At 35.4% G+C, this 22,368-nt stretch carries 17 protein-coding genes; 8 read left to right on the top strand and 9 right to left on the bottom strand.

The window, feature by feature from the left end; all coding sequences use genetic code 11:
- Positions 1 to 28 precede the first annotated feature (28 nt).
- From BM289_RS16425 to BM289_RS16415, 3 genes are all read left to right on the top strand, one after another.
- Positions 29 to 2,440: a glycoside hydrolase family 2 protein gene (locus BM289_RS16425; RefSeq protein WP_091495519.1), complete on the top strand. Its 2,412-nt coding sequence runs from the start codon at positions 29 to 31 to the stop codon at positions 2,438 to 2,440.
- A gap of 115 nt (positions 2,441 to 2,555) precedes the next feature.
- The gene (locus BM289_RS16420; protein ID WP_091495799.1) at positions 2,556 to 4,355 is read left to right on the top strand and encodes a glycoside hydrolase family 2 protein; all 1,800 of its coding nucleotides are present in this window, start codon (positions 2,556 to 2,558) and stop codon (positions 4,353 to 4,355) included.
- Between the two features lie 104 nt (positions 4,356 to 4,459).
- A complete protein-coding gene (locus BM289_RS16415) occupies positions 4,460 to 5,023 on the top strand; it encodes a DUF2911 domain-containing protein (protein WP_091495517.1) in 564 nt (187 codons plus the stop codon).
- A 67-nt stretch (positions 5,024 to 5,090) separates the two neighbouring features.
- Here BM289_RS16415 and BM289_RS16410 read toward each other — a convergent pair whose 3' ends face one another.
- Positions 5,091 to 5,471: a winged helix-turn-helix transcriptional regulator gene (locus BM289_RS16410; RefSeq protein ID WP_091495515.1), complete on the bottom strand. Its 381-nt coding sequence runs from the start codon at positions 5,469 to 5,471 to the stop codon at positions 5,091 to 5,093.
- A 95-nt stretch (positions 5,472 to 5,566) separates the two neighbouring features.
- On the opposite strand from BM289_RS16410, the gene BM289_RS16405 reads away from it, so the two are divergent.
- Both BM289_RS16405 and BM289_RS16400 read left to right on the top strand, forming a co-directional pair.
- A complete protein-coding gene (locus BM289_RS16405; RefSeq protein WP_091495513.1) occupies positions 5,567 to 6,484 on the top strand; it encodes an alpha/beta hydrolase in 918 nt (305 codons plus the stop codon).
- Positions 6,481 to 7,638 carry an MFS transporter gene (locus BM289_RS16400; protein WP_091495511.1) on the top strand — a complete coding sequence of 386 codons (1,158 nt, stop codon included), beginning with the start codon at positions 6,481 to 6,483 and terminating at the stop codon, positions 7,636 to 7,638. The genes BM289_RS16405 and BM289_RS16400 overlap by 4 nt, the downstream gene beginning before the upstream one ends.
- 182 nt (positions 7,639 to 7,820) lie before the next feature.
- On the opposite strand, the gene BM289_RS16395 is transcribed toward BM289_RS16400, so the two are convergent.
- Genes BM289_RS16395 through BM289_RS16385 form a run of 3 tightly spaced genes read right to left on the bottom strand, consistent with a single transcriptional unit; the run spans position 7,821 to position 11,649 of the window.
- Positions 7,821 to 10,025 carry a xanthine dehydrogenase family protein molybdopterin-binding subunit gene (locus tag BM289_RS16395; RefSeq protein ID WP_091495509.1) on the bottom strand — a complete coding sequence of 735 codons (2,205 nt, stop codon included), beginning with the start codon at positions 10,023 to 10,025 and terminating at the stop codon, positions 7,821 to 7,823.
- Between the two features lie 8 nt (positions 10,026 to 10,033).
- Entirely contained in the window at positions 10,034 to 11,014 is a 981-nt protein-coding gene (locus BM289_RS16390; RefSeq protein WP_091495506.1) for an FAD binding domain-containing protein, read from the bottom strand.
- Positions 11,011 to 11,649, bottom strand: a complete 639-nt coding sequence (locus BM289_RS16385) for a (2Fe-2S)-binding protein (protein ID WP_091495503.1) — start codon at positions 11,647 to 11,649, stop codon at positions 11,011 to 11,013. Before BM289_RS16385 ends, BM289_RS16390 begins: the two co-directional genes overlap by 4 nt.
- A 387-nt stretch (positions 11,650 to 12,036) precedes the next feature.
- Between BM289_RS16385 and BM289_RS16380 the strand changes: the two genes are divergently transcribed.
- Positions 12,037 to 13,185 (top strand): cysteine desulfurase family protein, encoded by a 1,149-nt coding sequence (locus BM289_RS16380; RefSeq protein ID WP_091495499.1) that lies wholly within the window; start codon positions 12,037 to 12,039, stop codon positions 13,183 to 13,185.
- Positions 13,186 to 13,406: 221 nt separating this feature from the next.
- On the opposite strand, the gene BM289_RS16375 is transcribed toward BM289_RS16380, so the two are convergent.
- The 3 genes from BM289_RS16375 to BM289_RS16365 form a co-directional block, all read right to left on the bottom strand.
- The gene (locus tag BM289_RS16375; protein WP_244165391.1) at positions 13,407 to 14,009 is read right to left on the bottom strand and encodes a nucleotidyltransferase family protein; all 603 of its coding nucleotides are present in this window, start codon (positions 14,007 to 14,009) and stop codon (positions 13,407 to 13,409) included.
- A complete protein-coding gene (locus BM289_RS16370) occupies positions 13,999 to 15,117 on the bottom strand; it encodes an XdhC family protein (protein ID WP_091495495.1) in 1,119 nt (372 codons plus the stop codon). The genes BM289_RS16375 and BM289_RS16370 overlap by 11 nt, the downstream gene beginning before the upstream one ends.
- Before the next feature lie 79 nt (positions 15,118 to 15,196).
- Positions 15,197 to 15,967: a response regulator transcription factor gene (locus BM289_RS16365; protein ID WP_091495493.1), complete on the bottom strand. Its 771-nt coding sequence runs from the start codon at positions 15,965 to 15,967 to the stop codon at positions 15,197 to 15,199.
- Between the two features lie 101 nt (positions 15,968 to 16,068).
- On the opposite strand from BM289_RS16365, the gene BM289_RS16360 reads away from it, so the two are divergent.
- Both BM289_RS16360 and BM289_RS16355 read left to right on the top strand, forming a co-directional pair.
- Positions 16,069 to 16,818, top strand: a complete 750-nt coding sequence (locus BM289_RS16360; RefSeq protein ID WP_091495491.1) for a DUF1349 domain-containing protein — start codon at positions 16,069 to 16,071, stop codon at positions 16,816 to 16,818.
- Between the two features lie 148 nt (positions 16,819 to 16,966).
- The gene (locus BM289_RS16355) at positions 16,967 to 17,299 is read left to right on the top strand and encodes a YegP family protein (protein ID WP_091495489.1); all 333 of its coding nucleotides are present in this window, start codon (positions 16,967 to 16,969) and stop codon (positions 17,297 to 17,299) included.
- A 47-nt stretch (positions 17,300 to 17,346) separates the two neighbouring features.
- Here BM289_RS16355 and BM289_RS16350 read toward each other — a convergent pair whose 3' ends face one another.
- Entirely contained in the window at positions 17,347 to 18,594 is a 1,248-nt protein-coding gene (locus BM289_RS16350; protein WP_091495488.1) for a T9SS type B sorting domain-containing protein, read from the bottom strand.
- Positions 18,595 to 18,626: 32 nt separating this feature from the next.
- Positions 18,627 to 22,226 carry a tail fiber domain-containing protein gene (locus tag BM289_RS16345; protein WP_167365447.1) on the bottom strand — a complete coding sequence of 1,200 codons (3,600 nt, stop codon included), beginning with the start codon at positions 22,224 to 22,226 and terminating at the stop codon, positions 18,627 to 18,629.
- Positions 22,227 to 22,368: the final 142 nt, after the last annotated feature.

Genomic DNA, 22,368 nt, shown 5'->3' with positions numbered 1-22,368 from the left:
TTGAACCTAAAAAAAGCCTTATAACCTTATGAAAAAACGACATTACAATACATTTTCAATTTTTGCACTTTTTGTTTTGTTTCAAATTTGTCTGAGCAGTTCTGCTCAGACAAAGAGGAACATTAATGACAATTGGCTTTATTTGGAAAATGACACTCCAAAACTCAGCGAAGCGCAAAAAGCATCAGGCTGGACTTCTTTAAACTTACCGCATACTTGGAACGCCGAAGATGCAACCGATTTATACCCAGGTTACCGTCGTGATGCAAGCTGGTATCAAAAAAAATTAAATATCCCGCAGATTGACAAAGACAGGGTTTATTCTTTATACTTTGAAGGCTCAAATGTGACTACAAATGTGTATGTGAACGGAAAAGAAGCCGGAAGTCATATAGGTGGGTATATTGGCTTTTCTATTGATATTACCAACTTCATCAAAGAAGGAAACAATGACATTTTTGTTCGTGTAGACAATAGCTATGATATCGAAATTATTCCATCTCAAAAAAGCGATTTCTTTATTTACGGAGGCATTACACGCGATGTATGGCTGGTTTCACAATACAAAAATCATATTGACAACATAAAAATTACAACACCAGAAGTTTCAGCTAAAAAAGCTTCGGTACAGATTGTTTCTTCATTTGTAAACCCAGATAATTCGAAAGATTTATCGTTAACGGTTACGCTTTCAAATCCGAAAGGGAAAAAAATAGTCAGCAAAACCGTTCCTGTTTCAGCTAAAACTTCAACAATTACTTTTGAAAACATTAAAAATCCTGAACTATGGGATACTGAAAAGCCCAATTTATATCAACTGACAGCTGTTTTATCAGAAAAAAATCAAATCCGAGACAGTGTTTCTGAAAAAGTAGGTTTTAGATGGTTTGAATTTAAAGATCATGGGCCATTTTATCTTAACGGAAAACGTCTGCTTGTTCGAGGAACTCATCGTCATGAAGAACAAGCTGGAGTTGGCGCTGCGATGAGCAACGAACAGCATTGGGCTGATATGAAATCAATCAAAGAAATGGGGGCTAATTTTGTCCGTTTAGCACATTATCCTCAGGATCCCGAAGTTTATAAAGCCTGTGACGAGCTTGGTCTTTTGGTTTGGGATGAATTGCCGTGGTGCCGAGGCGGTATTGGAAACGATGCTTGGAAAACCAACACCAAAAACATGCTGGAAGAAATCATCAATCAGAATTACAACCATCCGAGCATTATTATTTGGTCTTTAGGAAACGAAATCAACTGGCTTCCTGACTTTCCTGATGGAGATAATGACCAAAGAACCAATGCTTTCTTAACTGAATTAAATGATTTGGCGCATAAATTGGATCCAACCCGAAAAACGGCTATAAGAAAATATTACGAAGGTTCTCATATTGTAGATGTATTCTCTCCTTCTATCTGGTCTGGATGGTATTCAGGAAGTTATAAAAGCTACCAAAAAGCGATTAACACTTATAAAAAAGAATACAAACATTTTATTCATGCTGAATATGGCGGTGACAGTCACGTAGGTCGTCACAGCGAAAACCCTGTTACGGGAGAAAATGTGATAAAAGCAGAAGGTTGGGAAGAAGCCATTGTTCAGACTAAAGTGGCGAATATTGCCCAAATTGGAGATTGGAGCGAAAATTATATAGTCGACTTATTTGACTGGCATTTGCACATATCCGAAAATGATCCAACGTTTGTTGGTAATATTCAATGGGCTTTTAAGGATTTTGCAACACCATTACGCCCTGAAGATGATATTCCGTACATGAACCAAAAAGGGCTTACAGACCGCAACGGAAATCCAAAAGATGCTTATTATGTTTTTAAAAGTTATTGGGCAAAAGAGCCTTTCACTTACATCGAATCACATACTTGGACAGAACGTCAAGGACCTGAAAACACACCTAGAACAATCAGTGTATTCAGCAACTGTGAGAAAGTAACTTTATTCCATGATGGAAAATCATTGGGTGAAAAACAACGTAATCTTTCCCTATATCCAGCCAATGGTTTGACTTGGGATGTTAATTTCAAAAAAGGAGAAAATATTCTTCTTGCGATTGGAAAAAACAAAGATGGAAAAACAGTTTCTGATACCATAAAAGTGAATTATCGTTTTTCAAAAAATGATACTGCTTCTTCTTTACAATTATCAGCAGAAAAATTAAAAAATGGTAATTATTTAGTAACAGCTATTGCGATTGACAACAACAATTTGCGTTGTTTAGATTACGAAGAAAGTGTTTATTTCCAATGCTTGAAAGGCGGTAAAACACTAAAAAATCAAGGAACTCCAACAGGAAGCGAATCCATTAGAATGGCAAATGGAAAAGCATCTATAGAAGTGATTCCTGATGGTTCAGGCAAGCCAATTGAAATGACTGCTTTGAATCAAAGTTTTAAAGGGGAATATTTAAAGATTCCTGTTGAGTAAAATTTTCTGGCCACAAAGGCACTAAGCTTTTTTAGCTTGGTCTGTCATCCTGACAAAAAAAACTTTGTGTCTTAGTGCCTTCCTGGCAAAAACACAAAAACAAATTAATACAAAAATGAAAAAAATATTAACCACATTACTCCTAACCTTATCCGTTTTGGCGTCTGCACAAAATCTAATATCAAACGTTCCAAACCGAAATACCACTTCGTTAAACGGTGTATGGAATTACATTGTTGATCCTTATCAAACTGGCTTCTACAGCTTTCACCTTGATCAATATGATAAACAGGAAAAACCAGCAAAAGGGGCCTTTTTTACTAATTATCATGCTCAAAACAAACAAGAATTAGTAGAATATGATTTTGATAAATCGCCAACAATCAATATTCCGGGCGATTGGAATTCACAGGTTACGGAATTAAAATACTACGAGGGTAATGTCTGGTTCAAAAAATCTTTTGATTATAATTTAGCCGCCAACAAACGTCTTTTTGTTTATTTAGGAGCCATTAACTACAAAGCTGATGTTTATTTAAACGGAAAAAAGCTGGGAACACACGAAGGCGGTTTTACACCTTTCAATTATGAAATTACTTCTATTGTAAAACCAACCGGAAATTATCTGGTTATTAAAGTAGATAATACACGCCATAAAGAAGATGTTCCTACTGTGAATACCGATTGGTGGAATTATGGCGGAATAACTCGCGATGTAACTCTAATTGAAGAAGAAAACGCTTTTGTAGAAGATTACAATATACAACTGAAGAAAGGAAATGCAAATGTTATTTCCGGTTTTATTAAGATCAATAATTTAAATCCAGCACAAAATCAGGTTGCAATTTCTATTCGGGAATTAAAAATCAATTACAAAGGAAAAATTGGTGCTGATGGAATTTTAAATTTTGAAATTCCAGCAAAAAAAATCTCCTATTGGTCACCAGAAAATCCAAAATTATATGATGTGACTGTTGACTTTAACGGACAAAAATTAAATGATAAAATTGGTTTCAGAACTATTGAAACAAAAGAAGATAAAATCCTATTAAACGGAAAACCCGTTTTTTTACGTGGCATTTCGATTCACGAAGAAAATGCCAATGGTGGGCGTGCCAATTCGCAAGAAGATGCATTACGTTTGCTAAATTGGGCTAAAGAACTGGGCTGTAATTATGTCCGTTTGGCGCATTATCCACATAATGAAAATATGGTAAGAGAAGCAGATAAAATGGGATTAATGGTTTGGGAAGAAATTCCGGTTTATTGGACAGTGGAATTTAAAAATGAAAATACCTATAAAAATGCACAAGATCAGTTAACGGCTGCGATTACAAGAGATAAAAATAGAGCCAGTATTGTAATCTGGTCTATGGCCAATGAAACTCCTGTTTCTGACGCACGAAATACTTTTATAACGAATTTGGTAAATCATACCAAATCATTAGATGATACAAGATTAATCAGTGCGGCTTTACTGACACATAATGGAAAGATTGACGATGAAATTGGTAAATCGCTTGATATTATTGCTTTCAACCAATATTTAGGCTGGTACGGTGGTAATTTAGAAAATGCTGAAAAAACATTCTGGACTACACCATACAACAAACCTGTCTTTGTTTCAGAATTTGGAGGTGATGCCAAGGCTGGTTTCCATGGAGAGAAAAACGAACGCTGGACTGAGGAATATCAGGAATATTTATACATTCAGAACTTAAAAATGATTGAAAAGATTCCTCATTTAAGCGGCACAAGTCCGTGGATTCTGGTTGATTTCAGATCTCCAAAAAGATTGCTTCCGGGTATTCAGGATGGTTATAACCGTAAAGGTCTAATCTCAAATGATGGCGAGAAGAAAAAAGCATTTTACATCATGCAGGATTGGTACGCAAAAAAGAAAAAAGAGCAATAAAAATTATTGCTTATTACCAATTCATTAACAAAAAACAAACTGGAATTATATGATTTTTCTTCATTATTAATTTACTTTGTAGTTATTCTAAAAATTGTAATCCTATGAAAAAATTATGTTTACTGGCAGTTACTTTGTTTGCTGCTTTTACAGTTCAGGCTCAAGACGTAGTAAAATTTGCTCCACTTGATGCAAGTCCAGTTGATATTTCTTATTTCCCAAACAAGGCTGTTAAATTCAAAAAAACAGATAATCCAAATCCAGTTGTAAAAGTTACTTATGCAAGACCTTCTGCAAAAGGACGAACTATTTTTGGTGACGTTGTAAAATTTGGTGAAGTTTGGAGAGTTGGTGCGAATGAAAATACCGAAATTAAGTTTTACAAAGACGTAACAATCGGTGGTAAAAAAGTTCCTGCAGGATACTACAGCTTATTTGTAATACCTGAAAAAGAGAAATGGACAGTAATCATCAACAAAGAATTAGACTTATGGGGTGGTTATGCTTATGATGAAAGTAAAGACGTTGTAAGAGTTTCTGTTCCTGTTAAGCCAGTTTCAACTTCAATCGAGGCTTTATCAATTGCTTTTACTACCGAAGGCAACATTGCAAATCTTGTGATTGGCTGGGATAAAACAACTGCTGAATTACCAATTACGGTTAAATAATTAATTGGTTTTAGAAACATAATTCTGTATAAACATAGCCCGTGGTTGAAACCACGGGCTATGTTTTTTATATAGAAGAAGAAACTGATGATAATAGGATTTCCTTATGTTTTGCTCCCCAATTACTCAATTGATTCCATATCGGAACTAATTCTTTAGCGATTTCGGTTAACTCATAATCTACTCTTGGAGGAACTTCTGCATAAACAGTTCTTTTAATCAAACCTTCTTTTTCAAGTTCTCTTAATTGAAGAGTCAGCATACGTTCTGTAATGCCTTTTATTTGATTGCGTAATTCACTGAAACGTAATTTTCCATTTTCAAGCTTACAAAGGATTAATAACTTCCATCTTCCTCCAATTTTACATACTGCATAAGTTAAATTACAGCTTTCTGTTATATAACTCTCATTCAACATATTAGTTGAATTTTCTTTTCTTTTTCCCATTACTTACAAATTTGTTAGTACCATACATTTGAATGTGTACTATACAAATTTAGGGATTGTGAAATAATTTTGTCCATCATCCTAGTAAAAATAATATGATACTATCAAAACAAGTACAAAATGTATTGGACTTTATACAAAAAATTGAAATAGATGAGAATCTAAATCCATGGGAGGCAAACAGGGCTTTTTACGAAAAATTTATACCTCTGGCTGGAGAAAAAGAAACCGTTTTTCAAATCACAGAACAGACATTATCAAATGCTGGTAATTCAGTTAACTTACGAATTTATCGTCCGAATGATGATGAGAAACAACCTGTCATTATTTATTTTCATGGTGGCTGGTTTAATGCTGGAAGCCTCGAAACACACGATACACCTTTAAGACAACTGACTAATGCAACACAATCAACTATAATTGCGGTAGATTATCGGCTTGCACCAGAATATCCTTTTCCGGCAGGATTACTCGATTGTGAATTTGCTGTAAAATGGGTGATTGAAAATGCCTTATCTCTTAATATTAATCCAGAAAAAATAATCATTGCAGGTGACAGTGCGGGTGGTGCTTTAGCTTCATCAATTACAAGAAAATTCAGAAGTAAAATTGCGGTACAATTGCTTATCTATCCTGTAACAAGCAATGATTTAAAAACAGCTTCTTGGATTGAATTTCAAAACGGACCTCTGCTAGATTTAAAAGGTGGGATTCAAGCATGGGATTGGTATTTACCCAAACAACATCAAGATAATCCGGATGCTGTTCCTTTGTTAGCAAATGATTTATATGGACTGCCTCCAACATTTATCGCTGTCGCGGAATATGATCCGTTAAGAGATGAAGCGATTCAATATGTCGAAAAGATAAAAGAAGCTCAAGGAAATGTAAAATTAAATCTATACAAAGGAACTACTCATGGTTTCTTTCAAATGGGAAGATTTATTGATGAGTCTAAAATTTTGATGCAGGACATAGCAGATTTTTTAAATAATACTGTTTCAACAAAATGAAAAAATACGCGTACATCGGATGTTTAGGTTTTATTGCTGTTATCACTACTGAATTTGGTGTAATTGGGATTCTGCCTGAGATTGCCGAACATTATAATTTAAGTATTGATAAAGCGGGAATGCTGCTCAGCGCTTTTGCTTTAGTAATTGCCTTAACAGGTCCTTTCATGACCTTACTCACTTCAGGTTTTGATCGTAAAAAAATAATGCTCACATCACTAATTGCCTTTCTTTTCACAGGAATTATTTCATCATTTTCTCCACCATTTTGGCTACTGATGCTGGTTCGAATACTTCCGGCATTTTTACAGCCAGTTTATATTGCCACAGCTTTATCTGTAGCTATTTCAGTAGGCAATAAAAAACAGGAAAATGAACTCATGAGTATTGTTTTTAGCGGCGTTGCAATTGCGATGGTTTCTACAGTTCCTTTTGCAACTTGGTTAGCCAGCATCTTTTCGTGGCAATATTCTTTTATGATTCAATCACTTGTAAGTATTATCGCTTTACTGATAATCTATTTTTTTCTGCCCAAAATGCCTGTTACAGAAAAAAAATCATATTCTAGTCAACTGAAAATACTTACGCAACCTATTTTTATCATAAGTACAGCTATGAACTTCTTTATGATAGCAGCCTGGTTTTCTACTTACAGTTATTTTGCAGAATATTTGAATAAAGCTAAAGGTATGGACGGTACAATGGTGAGTTATATGCTTTTTATATTTGGGGTAATAGGCGTCATTGCTAATCGTGTATCCGGAAAAATGCTAAATAAAAACGTAGCCAATACAACAGCCCTGTTTTTATCAGGAACAATCATTATTCCCATATTACTTTATTTTTCTGGTTCCAATACGATTGCCATAATTTTAGTGGTAGCACTTTGGGGATTTCTATATTCTCCCAGTTTTCTGAATGCTTCGACTTATATGATTTCATCGGCACCTGATTCGTTGGAATTTGCGAATAGTCTTGCCACTTCTTTTGGGAATCTAGGAGTTACATTAGGTACAACAGTTGGAGGATGGATTATTATTAGTAAAGGTGTCCAATACACACCCTGGCTTACTATGGTATTTGGAACATTAGCTTTTTTAATGATTCTGTTGAGAAAATATTTAGAAAGAAACAGCCCTATTGATGTAAACTGATAAATGCTTTTTTTAAATATTTTTCCGCATTTCTAAATACAATCGGGCATAAACATAGCCCGTGGTTTCAACCACGGGGACACAATCAAAGGCAATTCGTTTCCCGTGGTTGAAACCACGGGCTATGTTTAAAATCGGGGCGTAAAACAAAAAGAGACATTTTTCAATGTCTCTTTTTGTTTTTAAACCTTAATGGTTTCTATAATTTTATCTAATGTAATCGGTAAATCTCTAATTCGCTTTCCAGTTGCATTAAAAACAGCATTTGCAATTGCAGGAGCCATTCCAACTAAAGCAGTTTCTCCTAATCCTTTTGTTCCCATTGGGTTACTGATTGGGTCTTTTTTGTTTACAAAGAAAACTTCCTGTTTTTCAATATCAGCATGTACAGGTACATGATAATCGGCAAAATTATTATTGATTGGACGACCAAAACGATGATCGATTTCCAGCGCTTCCATCAATCCCATTCCGATACCTCCTACTGCACCGCCAAACATTTGTCCGGCAGATGTTTTCTGATTGATGACCGTTCCAATATCGGCACAGGAAACCACATGTGCCAATCGTATTTTACCCAAATTCGGATTCACCAAAACTTTTACAAAATGCACTGAAAAAGAATAAATGGAATATTTCTTTGCTTCTTCTGCCGCTTTAGACAGATTTTCGACTTCTAATCCATCTAATTTGTTTGCAGTAAGTAATGAGGTCAAAGCAATAGACTTAGAATTATTATTTTTAGCAGCAATTAAACCATTTGCAAAAGTTAAATCTGTAATAGCGATTCCTTTAAAAACTGGATTTTGAGTTGCCAATTCCAGAACTTTACTAACCAATAAATTACAAGCATCGTGCACCGCAGAACCAACGGATGAAGTCGTAGCCGATCCTCCCTGAGTTGGACCTTTTGGCAATCCGCTTTTTCCCATTTCCACAATTACATTTTCAGCAGGAAGTCTTGTTATTTCTGCACCAATTGCAGTCATCATTGTTGCTGTTCCTGGTCCCATATCGTTTACGCTGCACTGCAAAACTAAATTCCCATCTTGTAAAAATTTTGCTTTAACTGAAGTTGGACTTCTGTAACAACCAAAAGTTCCTGTTCCCATTCCGTAACCAACCAGCCAGTTGCCTTCTTTCACAGAACCAGGTTCATTTTTACGGTTTTTCCAGCCAATGCGTTCCATTCCTCCTTCATAACATTCTAGAAGGTATTTACTGCTCCAAGGTTTATTCTGTTCCTGATCTTTTTCGGCATAATTCAGTTTGCGGAATTCAATCGGATCTAAGTTTAATTTATAGGCCATTTCATCCATCGCACATTCTAAAGCAAACGAACCCGTTGCTTCGCCTGGGCCACGCATCCAGATTGGCGTACAAGTGTCCAAAGGCACAATTCTATAACGTGTTGAAACATTGGCACAATCATAAATAAAACGGGACATGTTTACGGTTCCTTCCATAAAATCCTCATAACTGGAAGTCATTGCTACCGCTTCATGAGTCAAACCAGTGAGCTTTCCTGCTTTTGTTGCTCCAAGCCCCATTTTCTGAATTGTAAAAGGTCTGAATCCAACATTAGTAAACATTTGTTCACGATGCAAAACCAATTTTACTGGACGGTTTAATTTCTTTGCACCCATCAGGGCGGCAATTTCATAAGGCCAGGTATGTAATCCCATTCCAAATGCTCCGCCTAGATATTCAGAAAACACCGAAACATCCTCAACAGGAACATCAAAAACACCAGCGACACTTCTTCGCGTTCCTTCTACTCCCTGACTTTTAGTATATAAAGTCGGTTTATTTCCATCCCATTTCGCGATGATATTCGCTAATTCCATTGGATTATGAACTTCTGTCGGAATCGTATATTCGGCTTCAAAAACAACTTCTGCATTCTTATAACCGTCATGTTCTCCACGATGGTAATCGTTTCCTTTTTCGGTATCTATTTTTTTCTCCTTATCAGCTGCTTTTTGAAGATCTGTTGAATGCTCTTCTTTAAAATAATCTGCTTTAATCAAACTCGCAGCATATTGCATACGTTCAAAAGTATCTGCGATAACCAAAGCAATTGGCTGATCGTAATACAATACCGAATCGTCTTTAAAAATTTGCAACGGTTGTCCAAAATTACGTTTATCTTTTGCTTTTTGATATCCTGAGGGTTTATCAACATTTAAATGTGTAATGACGGCCAAAACTCCCGGTGCCCATTCTGCTTTTTTAGTATCAATACTTTTAATTCTTCCTTTAGCAATGGTACTTCCTACCAAACAGCCATAAACCACTCCAGGTGTTTTATATTCAGCAGAGTACGTCGCAGCACCCGTTACTTTAGCAAATCCGTCAACTCTATTAATATTACTTGTCTTGCTCATAATTCTAATTATTTTGATGCTGCTATGATAAGTGCTTCTGTTATGGTATTGGCTCCAAGCGTAATTTTAAAATCATTTCCGCCGTAAGTTCTAGCTCCTTTCATCGCTAAATCGCCTGCTTGTCTAAAAATTTCTTCTGAAACTGTTTTCCCTTTTAGAAATTCTTCTGCTTCAGTCAATCTCCAGGGTTTATGCGCCACACCACCCATGGCAAGTCTGACATCTTTTATTACATTATTTTTCAAATCCAATGCTGCAGCAACAGAAACTAATGCAAAAGCATAACTCGTTCTGTCACGAACTTTCAGATAATGAATATTTTTAGTGAAATTATGATCTGGAATTTCAATAGCAGTAATCAATTCTTTTGCTTCCAGATTATTATCTTTTTCAGGTGTATTTCCCGGCAGACGATGAAAATCAGTAAATTTAATTTGTCTTTTGCCTTTTGGTCCTTCAACTAAAACCTGTGCGTCTAAAGCTGCTAAAGCAATACACATATCACTTGGATGAACGGCAATGCAACTATCTGAAGCTCCAAAAACAGCATGCATTCTGTTGGAACCGCCAATCGCACCACAACCGCTTTTAGGGGTTCTTTTATTACACGGCATATCGGTATTATAATAATACGAACATCTGGTTTTCTGTAGCATATTACCGCCAACTGTTGCCATGTGTCTGATTTGTTGAGAAGCTCCCGCTGCTAAAGCCAATGACAATAACGGATGTTTTTCTTTTATTGTCGCATCTTCGGCAACCTGACTGTTTTTAGCCAAAGCACCTATCGAAACTTTTCCTTTTAAGAATTCTATTTTCTTTAAATCTAAACCGTTGATATCAATCAATTTGTCTGGCGCTACAACATTCTTTTTCATTAAATCCACCAGATTTGTTCCGCCTGCAATAAACATAGCTTCTTTTTCTTTGCTGATATTCGTTACGGCTGTTCTTGATGATAAAGCTCTGATTATTTGAAAATTTTTCATAACTCCTTCCCTCCTTCCTTCACTTCTGTTATAGCATCTACAATATTATGATAAGCACCGCATCTGCAAATGTTACCGCTCATGTATTCTCTGATTTCTTCTCTGCTGTTGGCATGTCCTTCTTTGATACAGGCAATTCCCGACATAATTTGCCCAGGCGTACAATAACCACACTGAAAACCATCATGTTTGATAAATGCTTCCTGCATTGGGTGTAATTTTTTCCCATTTGAAAGTCCTTCAATTGTAGTGACTTGAGCATTTTGTTGCATCGAAGCCAAAGTCAGACAGGATAAAATACGGGTTCCGTTTACATGAACTGTACAAGCACCGCATTGTCCGTGATCACAGCCTTTTTTGGTTCCCGTAAGCTGTAATTGTTCTCTTAACAAGTCCAGTAAAGTAGTTCTGGGTTCGATATTTAGATTGTGTTTTTTACCGTTTACTTCAATAGATAGCGGTACTGTCTCTAAATACTCTGCTATTTTTTCATCCCATTTATTCTCTGAAGCCATCACTAACGAAGGCGGTGTAAAAGCCAGCGCAGTAAAAAGTCCCGATTTTTTTATAAAGTCACGACGGGAATTGGAATCATTCTCCGTTACTTCTTTCGGATTATTTTTTTTAGAAGCCATTCTATCTATTTTAAATTAGCAAAATCACTTGGGTATTCTAACAAATTTAACAATCTTAAATCACAAAAAGTTATGAAATTCAAACATTAGGATTATTTAGAATAATTACAATTTGTGTTTTTGTCTAACCGCAAAGAGCGCAAGTTTTTTTTACTATTGATACCTTTATAAAACGCAAAGTTCGCAAAGCTAGAATCGGAAAACTTTATAAATATACTTTGCACATATCCGTTTCCCGCAGATTTTGCAGATTCCACAGATTTTTATTCTGCTAAATTTATCTGCTTTATCTGCAAAATCTGCGGGAGAAAAAAACTTTGCTCGCTATAATAATCTGAATTGTCGTTACACTGAAAATTGTATTTTTACAAGACTAAGCTTTGATTTATGTCACATCAACAAAATATTTATCTTGATAATAATGCCACGACTCGTATTGATGAACGCGTTTTGAATGCTATGCTTCCCTATTTTACTGATTTGTATGCCAACTCTACAAGTAGTCATATTGCTGGATTAACAGTAAAGGAGGCTGTAGAAAATGCAGCTTGGCAAGTTGCTGCTTTAATTAATGCAGACGCTGAAGAAATTATTTTTACATCGGGAGCTACAGAAGCAATTAATCTGGCACTTAAAGGTCTGGTGAATCAAGATAAAAAACATATCATCACTATTTCTACAGAACACAAAGCAGTTCTTGAAACTTGTCGTTTTATGGAAAGTAATAGCTTTGAAGTCAGTTATTTAGAAGTTAGCAGAAATGGGCTTTTAGACCTTAATCTTTTAAAGGAGACCATAACTGATAAAACTCTGATCTTCATAGGAATGTTTTCTAATAATGAAACTGGTGTCATCCAAAATATCAAAGAGATTTCCAGAATACTGAAAAGTAAAAATGTACTTTTTATGTGTGATGCAACACAATCAGTTGGTAAAATTCCTATTGATGTCAAAGCTTTAGGAATTGACCTTTTAACTTTATCTGCTCATAAATTTTATGGCCCAAAAGGGATTGGTGCTTTGTATGTTTCGGCGAAAGCCAAAATCAAACTAATTCCTCAAATTATAGGCGGAGGACAACAACGAAAATTACGCAGTGGCACGCTCAATGTTCCCGGAATTATAGGTTTAGGTAAAGCATCAGAAATAGCTGTAAATGAATTAGAAAAAGATTCAAATAGAATTAATCTATTACGAAACAAACTCGAATCTGGCTTATTGCAATTTGAAGATTCTTTCGTTAACGGATGTATTCAAAACCGAATTTATAACACTACCAACATTTGTTTTCCGGGCGTGAATTCGGAACAGCTTATTATGGCTTTGGGGAATATTTCGGTTTCTAATGGTTCGTCTTGCTCTGCGGTTACTTCTGAGCCTTCACATGTTTTGAAAGCAATGGGATTGTCTGATGAAGAAGCTTTGAGTTCCATTCGTTTTAGTTTGGGACGATTTACTACTGATGAAGAAATTGATATTGCAGTTGAGCGGGTTTTAACTTTGGCCCAACAATTTGTTTTGCTACGAAGGCACTAAGTCGCCAAGTTTTTTTAATCTCGCAAAGTCACAAAGGTTTACGCAAAGTTCTTCAAAAATTTACTCAACCAGTTTGTAATCCTGACGAAGGAAGGATCACACTAGAAACTCCAGACAGTATATCGCCAATCTTTGTAGATTCTCGAGTGTGATTCCTCGTTCCTCGGAATGACAAACGGCATCTGAAAAAAACTTTGTTACTTTGTTACTTTGTCTCACTCTTAAGAAATCAATTTAAAATAATCTTCCTCAGTATCAATATCAATGTTGCCTTTTTCAAATGAAACCGAGACAGTATCTTCTGAATGTTTTTTAATAAGTTTTTTTGCTCCTTCCTGCCCTTTTAAATCCAGTAATTCTTTAAAATATTTTTTGTGGAATAAAACCGGAATTCCCAAAGTTTCGGAATATGCTGAAGCGATAATTCCTTTTTTGGTTTTATCCTGTTCTATTATAAGATTTTCAAATAGTAAACTCGTCACAAAAGGCTGATCGCAAACCGCAAAAATACATTGCTCACAATCGGGATTTATGTTCAATACATCACTTAATCCTTTGACAATTGAAGACGACATTCCGTTTTGCCAATCTGTATTTAAACCAATTTTTAATTCAGGAAAGTTAAGATCATTCGTTATCGTTTCTTGATTTGCACCTGTTACAACTAATACAAATACATTTTCGACCTTTAAGGCTTCAGAAATTGTGTTCTTTAAAAGTGTCGATTCTTTGTATTCCAGCAATTGTTTGGGACGGCCTAGTCTGGAAGAATTTCCAGCGGCCAAAATGATGATTCCTGTTTTATTTTGAAATTTATCTTTCATACGGCACCTCATCATGGATCTTACCCAATTTATATTTTAAAGAAGTACCAGTCTTTCCTGCTGAAAGAGCTTTGATCTCTGCGACAATTGAGAGAGCGATTTCTTCTGAAGTTTCGGCTCCAATATCTAAACCAATCGGACTGTATATGCGTTCCAATTGTTCGTCATTAAGCTTTATTCCTTCGTTTTCAAGATCATCAAGCATTCGGTTTAATTTGGTTTTAGGGCCCAGAATTCCAATATATTTACAATTGGTTTCTAAAAGCTGTTTTAGAACCGCTAAATCATATTTATAATTGTGGGTCATTAAAACAAAATAAGTCTGCTCGTCAATTATAATATTTTCCAGAAATTGTTCCGACTTAACAGTCTCGACTTTATCTGCTTTTGGAAAACGTTTTTCGGTAGTATGTGTGGCTCGCCCGTCGCCAATAATAATTTTCCATCCCAATATAGAAGCCATTTTCACTAAAGGCTGTACATCATTACCTGCTCCGGCAATTACAAGTGAAATTGGCGGATTGATGTATTCAATCAAAGCCTCATTTTCGGTTTGAAGTTTTCTTACTACTGATTTTTTGGTTTGTAACACTTCTTCTGCGTAAGCAATTAAATTTAAAACTTCGTCATTATGATTTAAAACGGAACTGTCTTTCCTAAAAAATAGAGTCGTTCCTATTTGAAGAGCATTTCTTTTGAGTGAAAAAACGGTAACAATTACAGCTTCTTTTCTTTCTAATTCTAATTGTTGTAAAAGCTGTATTGGATTATTTGTCTGTTCATCATCAATGTATTCAAAAAGAATATGAACAATTCCGTTGCAACCCAATTGCAAACCCAATTCAGCATCATCCTCATTACTGGTATTGTAAGTTATAATCTTGTTCTGTTTTTGATGAATGGCAAGTAATGCTTTTCGAAGTGCATCTCCTTCCAGACATCCGCCACTTATAGCACCTGTTAACTGACCGTCTTCTGTAACAAGCATACGAGCTCCAGGCTGACGATAAGATGAACCTTCAACTTTAACCACTGTGGCCAGAGCTGTTTTTTTATCTTCTAGTCTTGCTTTTGAATAGGCTTTAAGAATTTCGCTGATTTCTTTCATAAAAAATACTATCGCCTGCCAAAATTAATGTTGAAACCAATAGCAGGGAAATTATAAAAGTACAAAAAAGCTTTAGAAGTTAAATAATTCCCATCGCAAAAGCAGTCTGTACGGCCTCTGCTGAATTGGTTACTTTTAATTTTTCAATAATATTTTGTCGGTGTCGTCTAACGGTATAAACTGAAATATGCATTTCGGAAGCAATTTGTTCACTTTTATTTCCTTTTGCTACACTGCTTAAAACTTCGATTTCTCTTTTGGAAAGTATGGTTTCTGCGTTGTTTTTATACTTTTCAGATTCAATAACTTCTCCTGTCTGAATATTGATGATTTTTCCATCAATTCCGGTTCTAAATTGTAAATCTGTTGACGGAAGATACAAACACAAGGCAAGTGAAATACTTCCGTTGCTGAATGTTTTAAGGTAAATAGTCCGGTGATTAATGTAAATATTTTTTTCTACAGTACTTTTCATTCGAAGTCGGCTGAAAGTGCTGTAACTACTATATTCTTCTTTCGGAATTCCTTTTAAAAACTGATAAAAATTGAGTTCTAAAATATGACGTTGTACTAAATCATCAGCATTTATTTTGGTAAAAATACATTCTTCAAAAGCAGAATCAATTACGGAGTTTTCATCCGGAAGTCCAAAAACAGCACCAAAACTTCCTGCATATATGTAACTACAGTCGGCTTGATAATCAGATAAAACAGCTACACATTGTTCAATCTTTACATAATTGGCCACAAACTGTTTGTACATTTCGATATCATTAGATTCTTCAATCTCAAACTTTTGTTCTAAAAATGTGGTCATTAACTGATTTTCTATTGAAGGATTTTGTGACATTCGGAATTATAATTGGTTAATTTTACGTATTGTCTTTCTTTAAAAGTGCTACTATTTTTGGAAAACTAAAAATATCACATTCTATCCCAAAAAAATAATTTATGAAAACAATTTTTTATAGCGCTATTACTATTTTGAGTCTTTCTGTATTATCAAGCTGTAATAACAAAAATGAAACTGCAAAAATAACAATGAAAGAAGAAACAAAATTAGACTCTGCTATTGTTAATGGTTTACCATGTGATATTAAGTTATCAAACATACATTTTAGTAAAGCAGTAAATGGCGCTGATACCTTAATTAAGAAAGAAGCAAACGAGAAAATCATCTTTAAAGCTGGAGAAAAATCAGATTATTTCTCTGATCCTGACGGAAAACTATCCAACACTACTGCTCCAATGCTTTTGTCTAAAGTTGACAATACCAAACCATTTACACTAACCGCCAAAGTAACACCTGGGTTTACTGAAAAAGGATTGTACAATGCCGGCGTTTTATATATTTATGTAAATGACAGTTTTTACCAGAAATTCTGCTTTGAACAAGACGAAAGAGGTAATCATAGAATTGTAACGGTTCGCACCATGGGAACTTCTGACGATAACAATCATGATGTTGTAAAAGAGCCTACAGTTTATATGAAAATCTCTTCGGATACCAAAACAGTTGCAAGTTATTATTCATTAGATAAAAAGAATTGGCAAATGGTTCGTTTGTACAAAAACAATTATCCAAAAGAGATCTGGATGGGAATCAGTACGCAATGTCCTGTAGATAAAGGAACTCAAAGTATCTTTGAAGAAATTAATCTGGAAGAAAAAAGTGTATCTGATTTTCGTTTAGGAATATAACTTTAACTTAATAAAGGAACTGTTTTTTTGATCATTTTTATTGTTTTGATAATTATTTTTTCAAACTGATGTATGATTTATATGACTAAGTTTTGTATTTTTATCTTTAGCAAAATGAATATATTACCTAACTTTAATAATAAACTACATGGGAAAATTTGTAATTACTACCAGAACCAACGGAGAGTTTCAATTCAATTTAAAAGCTGGTAATGGCCAGACTATTTTAACAAGCGAAGGTTATACTACGAAAGCGGCTTGTAATAATGGTATCGAATCAGTAAAAAACAATGCTGCTGATGACAATCGTTATGACAGAAAAGAAGCCAAAAACGGAAAACCGTATTTTAATCTAAAAGCTGGAAATGGACAAATTATTGGTTCAAGCGAAATGTACGAAAGTGTTGCAGCTAGAGAAAATGGAATCGAATCTGTAAAGAAAAATGCTCCTGATGCTACTATAGATGATCAGACAGCTTAATTTACTTTTAAAATATAGTGAAAAGCGAGGTGTTTGCCTCGCTTTTTTTATTTACCCTCCTTACTGATATAAAGATAACCAGATCTTCGCATTGTCTTGTCAGCCTTTTGATATTCAAGAATGTAAAAATAAGTTCCGTCTGGCAATCCATCATTTTTCTTCACTGTATCACGACCTTCAGAATAACCTCTAAACATATTATCACTCTCATTATACGATTTTGCATCGTATACTTTTACGCCCCAACGATTATAAATTTCCACTTTATTATCAGGAAAATTATCAATTCCTTTAATGTGAAAAGTATCGTTTATTCCATCTCCATTTGGAGAAACTGCATTATAAATTACAATTTCATTAGACGGTGGTTCGGGATTTTCCTTTTTTACTATTGCTATTGTAAAAATACTATAACCGCTAACTTGAGTAGTCACTAATTTCGTATACTCAGCTCCTGTAAGAAGATCTGTGGTGACACCTTTTTCGTTAATCCACTTAAATGTTGGCACGTCCCATCTTACTATTGCCAATTCCGTATCATCACTTTCTTGAAAGAAAATAGCTGGTGTTGTATTTTTGTCCAAAGTAAGACTCAAAACTGCTTTATCTGTTCCTTGTTCCTGCGTCAAATTCCAATATTCGACTTCATCTATGGTGATAATACTTTCTTCTTTGCTGGTATAAGGATGAATATTGCCTATCGTTTCAAAGAAATATTCGGTAGTGTAGATATTATTAGAATTGCTGTTGGCATCATTTAGAGAGGGTCTGTAATACACATCTCCAATAGGAAATTCAAATTTTGCTGCGCCTTTTTTCTCTACTCTTCCATCGACAAAACTTAAATTACTTGTATCTGTGTGCGAAGCATTTTCATTAAAAACAACTTTACCAGTATCTAGAGAATTATCGACAATTCCATTCTTAAAAGATGCCAATTTATTAATAACGATTTCAGTTGTTAACAAAAAAGGAGTCTTAGCCGAAGTATTATCAAATTCAATATTCTGAAAATCAGAGGTTGACAATCCTTCTATTTTTTGCTGAGAATTTCCAACAAAAAGTGTTTTTCCATTCGATAAATCGGTATAGGTAAAGAGACCATCATTTTTAAAATCTGAATAGGCATAAAAATTTCCATTGTGCAAAACATCGCCACTAGCTTTATTATCAAAAGCAAAAAAGGTCGAAAAATCAGTATTGGGTTCAATTGTCAACACTCCTGTATTGACAGTTTGTGCTGTTATGTTCTGAATGCCCAATAGTATTGCTAAATATTTACTTATTCCAGTCATGATTTACTATTTTGCGTTAACAAATCCTTTTACTACTTATTCAATAAATCTTTAATTTCCTGCATTTGTTTTTTTAATGTTTCTACTTCAGATTTTAGGTCTTCAATTTCTGTTTGTTGTGCTTTTACACCTTCTATTAATATGGGCACCAAGCCAATATAGTTTACAGCTTTATAACCATCTTTATCGGTAGTTACCAATTCGGGCAATACCTTTTCTACCTCCTGAGCAATTACTCCCAATTGTTTTTCGTTGCTAAATTTCCTGTCTGGGAACTCATTTACTTTAAACTCATATTGTGTACCACGCAACGAATTAATAAGAGATAACGGATTTTGTATGGTACTGATATTCTTTTTGTAACGTATATCCGATGTTAATGCCAAACCTGATGCACGAACAGAACCACTTGCATTAATATCTCCTGTTACATCCAAAGTATATGCCGGTGCTCTATTATTGATACCGATGTTACCTGAACCTATAGCTTTATTTATATTTATACCAAACAAGGTGTTACCAATGTTCAGTTCGTTGTTGGCATTTACTGCAGAAGGATTAACATTGATTGGAGTAGCGCCTCCTACACCACCAATAATTATGTTATTATTGCCCGTGCCCGTGCCCATTGCTCCAGTTGAACCAACATTATGACCTATAGCTACATTGTAGTTTCCGGTTGAATTGATCGACAAAGCATTATATCCAATGGCTATATTGCCTGAACCTGAAGTATTATCATGAAGTGCACTTGCGCCCATAGCATTGTTATAAGCACCTGTAACAGGAACTGTGTTGGAACTTTGACCTGATATTGCAAGATAACCCACAGCTGTATTCCAACCAGCACTAACACTAGGCGAAGAAGTAGTGTAATTGTTCAATGCCAATGCACCTACTGCTGTATTGGCACTTGATGTTCCTTTGTATAAAGCACCATAGCCAAGAGCAGTATTATCGCTTGCAGTGCCGCCTGCATTCAATGCCAAGGTCCCAATTGCTGTATTTTCTGCACCATTGTAGGGTGTAGTACCAGTATAGCTGTTAATTGTTTGATATCCTAAACTAACATTAGAATTACCTTTGGTGTTAGTAGCAATCATTCCAGCTATGTTATTATTCACCTTAAAACTAAGGTAATTATTATCGGTAGTACCTAAAAAATTAGTACCGCCATTGGTACCACCATTACCTGTTGTAGACCACATTGCCTGTGTAACGGTTTTTAAAATCCCGCTTGAAGGGTCAATAGCTACAAGTCTATCTGATGGTGCTCCAACTGGCAAGTTACTAATTGCAAAACTATTGCTGTTGGTATTTATTGTAGTAGGTGTTGTCAATGTTCCTCCTAATTGCACATTGCCATTAGTAGAAGTTAAGCCATTGTTTGCTGAAATAAGTACAGGAACTGCTGGTGTTGTTGCTACACCGTTTACAGTTGATATTAAATTTCCGTTTGTGGCTGTTAGACTATTGATTGTAGCAGGAACTAAATCTGCAGGCAAAAGGGTTCTTAAATTACCACTTGCATCAGCAGTAACGATTTTGTCTGTTGGTGCACCTGTTGGCAAATTACTTACTTTTGCTTGTCCATTTACATCAAGTTCTACAGATGGAGTGGTATTAATACCTATTTTGCCTCCACCTATTGAGCCATTCATACCCGTACCAAACAAAGTGTTGCCAATATTTAGTTGGTTAGCTCCAGTAAGAGATGCCGCATCTATTGTATTACCAATTATAATGTTTGAGCCTCCCGAAGTTTGGTTGGCTCCTGCTTGATAACCAATGGCAATATTGCCTGTAGATGTGCTGATGCCTTTTAATGCATCATTACCTATTGCTATATTTTGGTTTCCTGTAGTATTACTTCCCAGCGCGTTAACTCCCATAGCAGTATTATAATTACCACCATTATTGTATCGTAAAGCAAAATATCCTACTGCAACATTACTTGTACCGCTGTTCATACCAGTTAAGGTATTATAACCAAAAGCCGTATTGTTAGTACCATTAGAATTTAACAAAGCCTGAAAACCAAAAGCCGTAGGACCATTATTTGATAATATACCCGATTTTATGTTTTTAACACGAAACATTAAAGCGTTGTCATCTTTAGTTCCCAAAAAGTTAGTCGTAGGATTTGTACCTAAATTTCCTGATGTCAGCCAGGCAATACTGCCAACCGCATCTGCTACTGTTCTTTGATGTAAGACACCGCTAGTAGGATCTGCTGTTACCAAATTATCTGTTGTAGTAGGTGCGGTAACCGTTTGCAACCCCGAAATCGCCAAAGTATGTGTAGCATCTGTAGTTATTGTTGTCGCTGGCAGTGTCAATGTACCACCCAATTGCACATTGCCATTAGTAGAAGTTAAGCCATTGTTTGCTGAAATAAGTACAGGAACTGCTGGTGTTGTTGCTACACCGTTTACAGTTGATATTAAATTTCCGTTTGTGGCTGTTAGAGTATTGATTGTAGCAGGAACTAAATCTGCAGGCAAAAGAGTTCTTAAATTACCATCTGTATCAGCCGTAACAATTTTGTCTGTTGTTGTACCTGCTGGTAGATTACGTACTCTAGCTTGTCCGTTTACGTCTAATTGTGCCTGAGGATCATTAGTGTTTATACCTATTTTACCTGTATTTGCCCCGGCAGCGTTATTAATTCCAGTACCATATAAGGCATTTCCAATGTTTAGTTCGTGACTGGCATTAGCTGCAGAAACACTGATGTCTCCAGCTGAGCTTCCTCCTATTACAGTATTATTTGTACCGGACGTAATACTTAGACCAGATTTTAAACCAATCAGCGTATTGTAGTTGCCTGAAACATTATATCCTGCAGATGCGCCAATGGTAGTATTGCCAGAGCCAGCAGTACTCCCGAATAGTGCCAAAGCTCCCATAGCGGTATTATCACTTCCTGCGATGTTATTTGACATACTGTTCATCCCTATAGCTGTATTATTCCCGCCTGTGCTGTTATTCTGAAGTGCGGTAACTCCCATAGCTGTATTGTTCGCACCTGTTGAATTAAGTATCAAAGCGCCTGCCCCAAATGCCGAATTGTTTCTTCCGCCACCCGCTACGTCGGGATTTTGCAATGAATAATGGCCGAAAGAAGTGTTTGCTCCACTAAAAACACTGGTCAAAGCACCTGATTGCTGATTATTTATCTTAAATATAAGAGGTTGATCATCGGTTGTTCCAATAAAATTATTGCTAGGATCAGTTCCAGCGTTACCCAATATATGCCAGTCATTTGTCGACAATGTACTAATAGCAATTTTTCTAACTGAAAAGTCACTTGGATTCCATGTAAGCAAATCGTCAGTCAATTCTCCGTCAAAAGGTGTATCCAATTTTAATACAGGTGTTGCGCCGTTGCTATTCGCATTACTGATATACAAGCGGGAATTGAACAACGAAGGAACATTTTCCGGATCTAACCCTATGGCTACATTTCCGTTGGTGTTTTTATTAAATAGATTAGATTCTTTCTCAAACCATTTGCTTGGATCTACATAAATAATTGTACCCTTATTATCAACCGCTCTTATGCCCTTGTTCTGAGCCAAAAGCATACAAGGGAATAAAAGAGACAACAATATTATTAAATACTTATTCATTTTTTTAATCATTTACTTGGAATATATTTTTTTTAGAGCACCCCTATTTCTATTTACACTAACAACACTGAAAACACCCGATGATATTCTACGAAAAAAACGCTAGACGCATTCAAAAAATCATTTATAAGGCAAACTGAAC

The sequence above is a fragment of the Flavobacterium phragmitis genome (assembly GCF_900112575.1).
Taxonomy (GTDB): domain Bacteria; phylum Bacteroidota; class Bacteroidia; order Flavobacteriales; family Flavobacteriaceae; genus Flavobacterium; species Flavobacterium phragmitis.
Note: the sequence above shows the minus strand (reverse complement) of the source record. Positions and strands in the feature narration are given on the sequence as shown.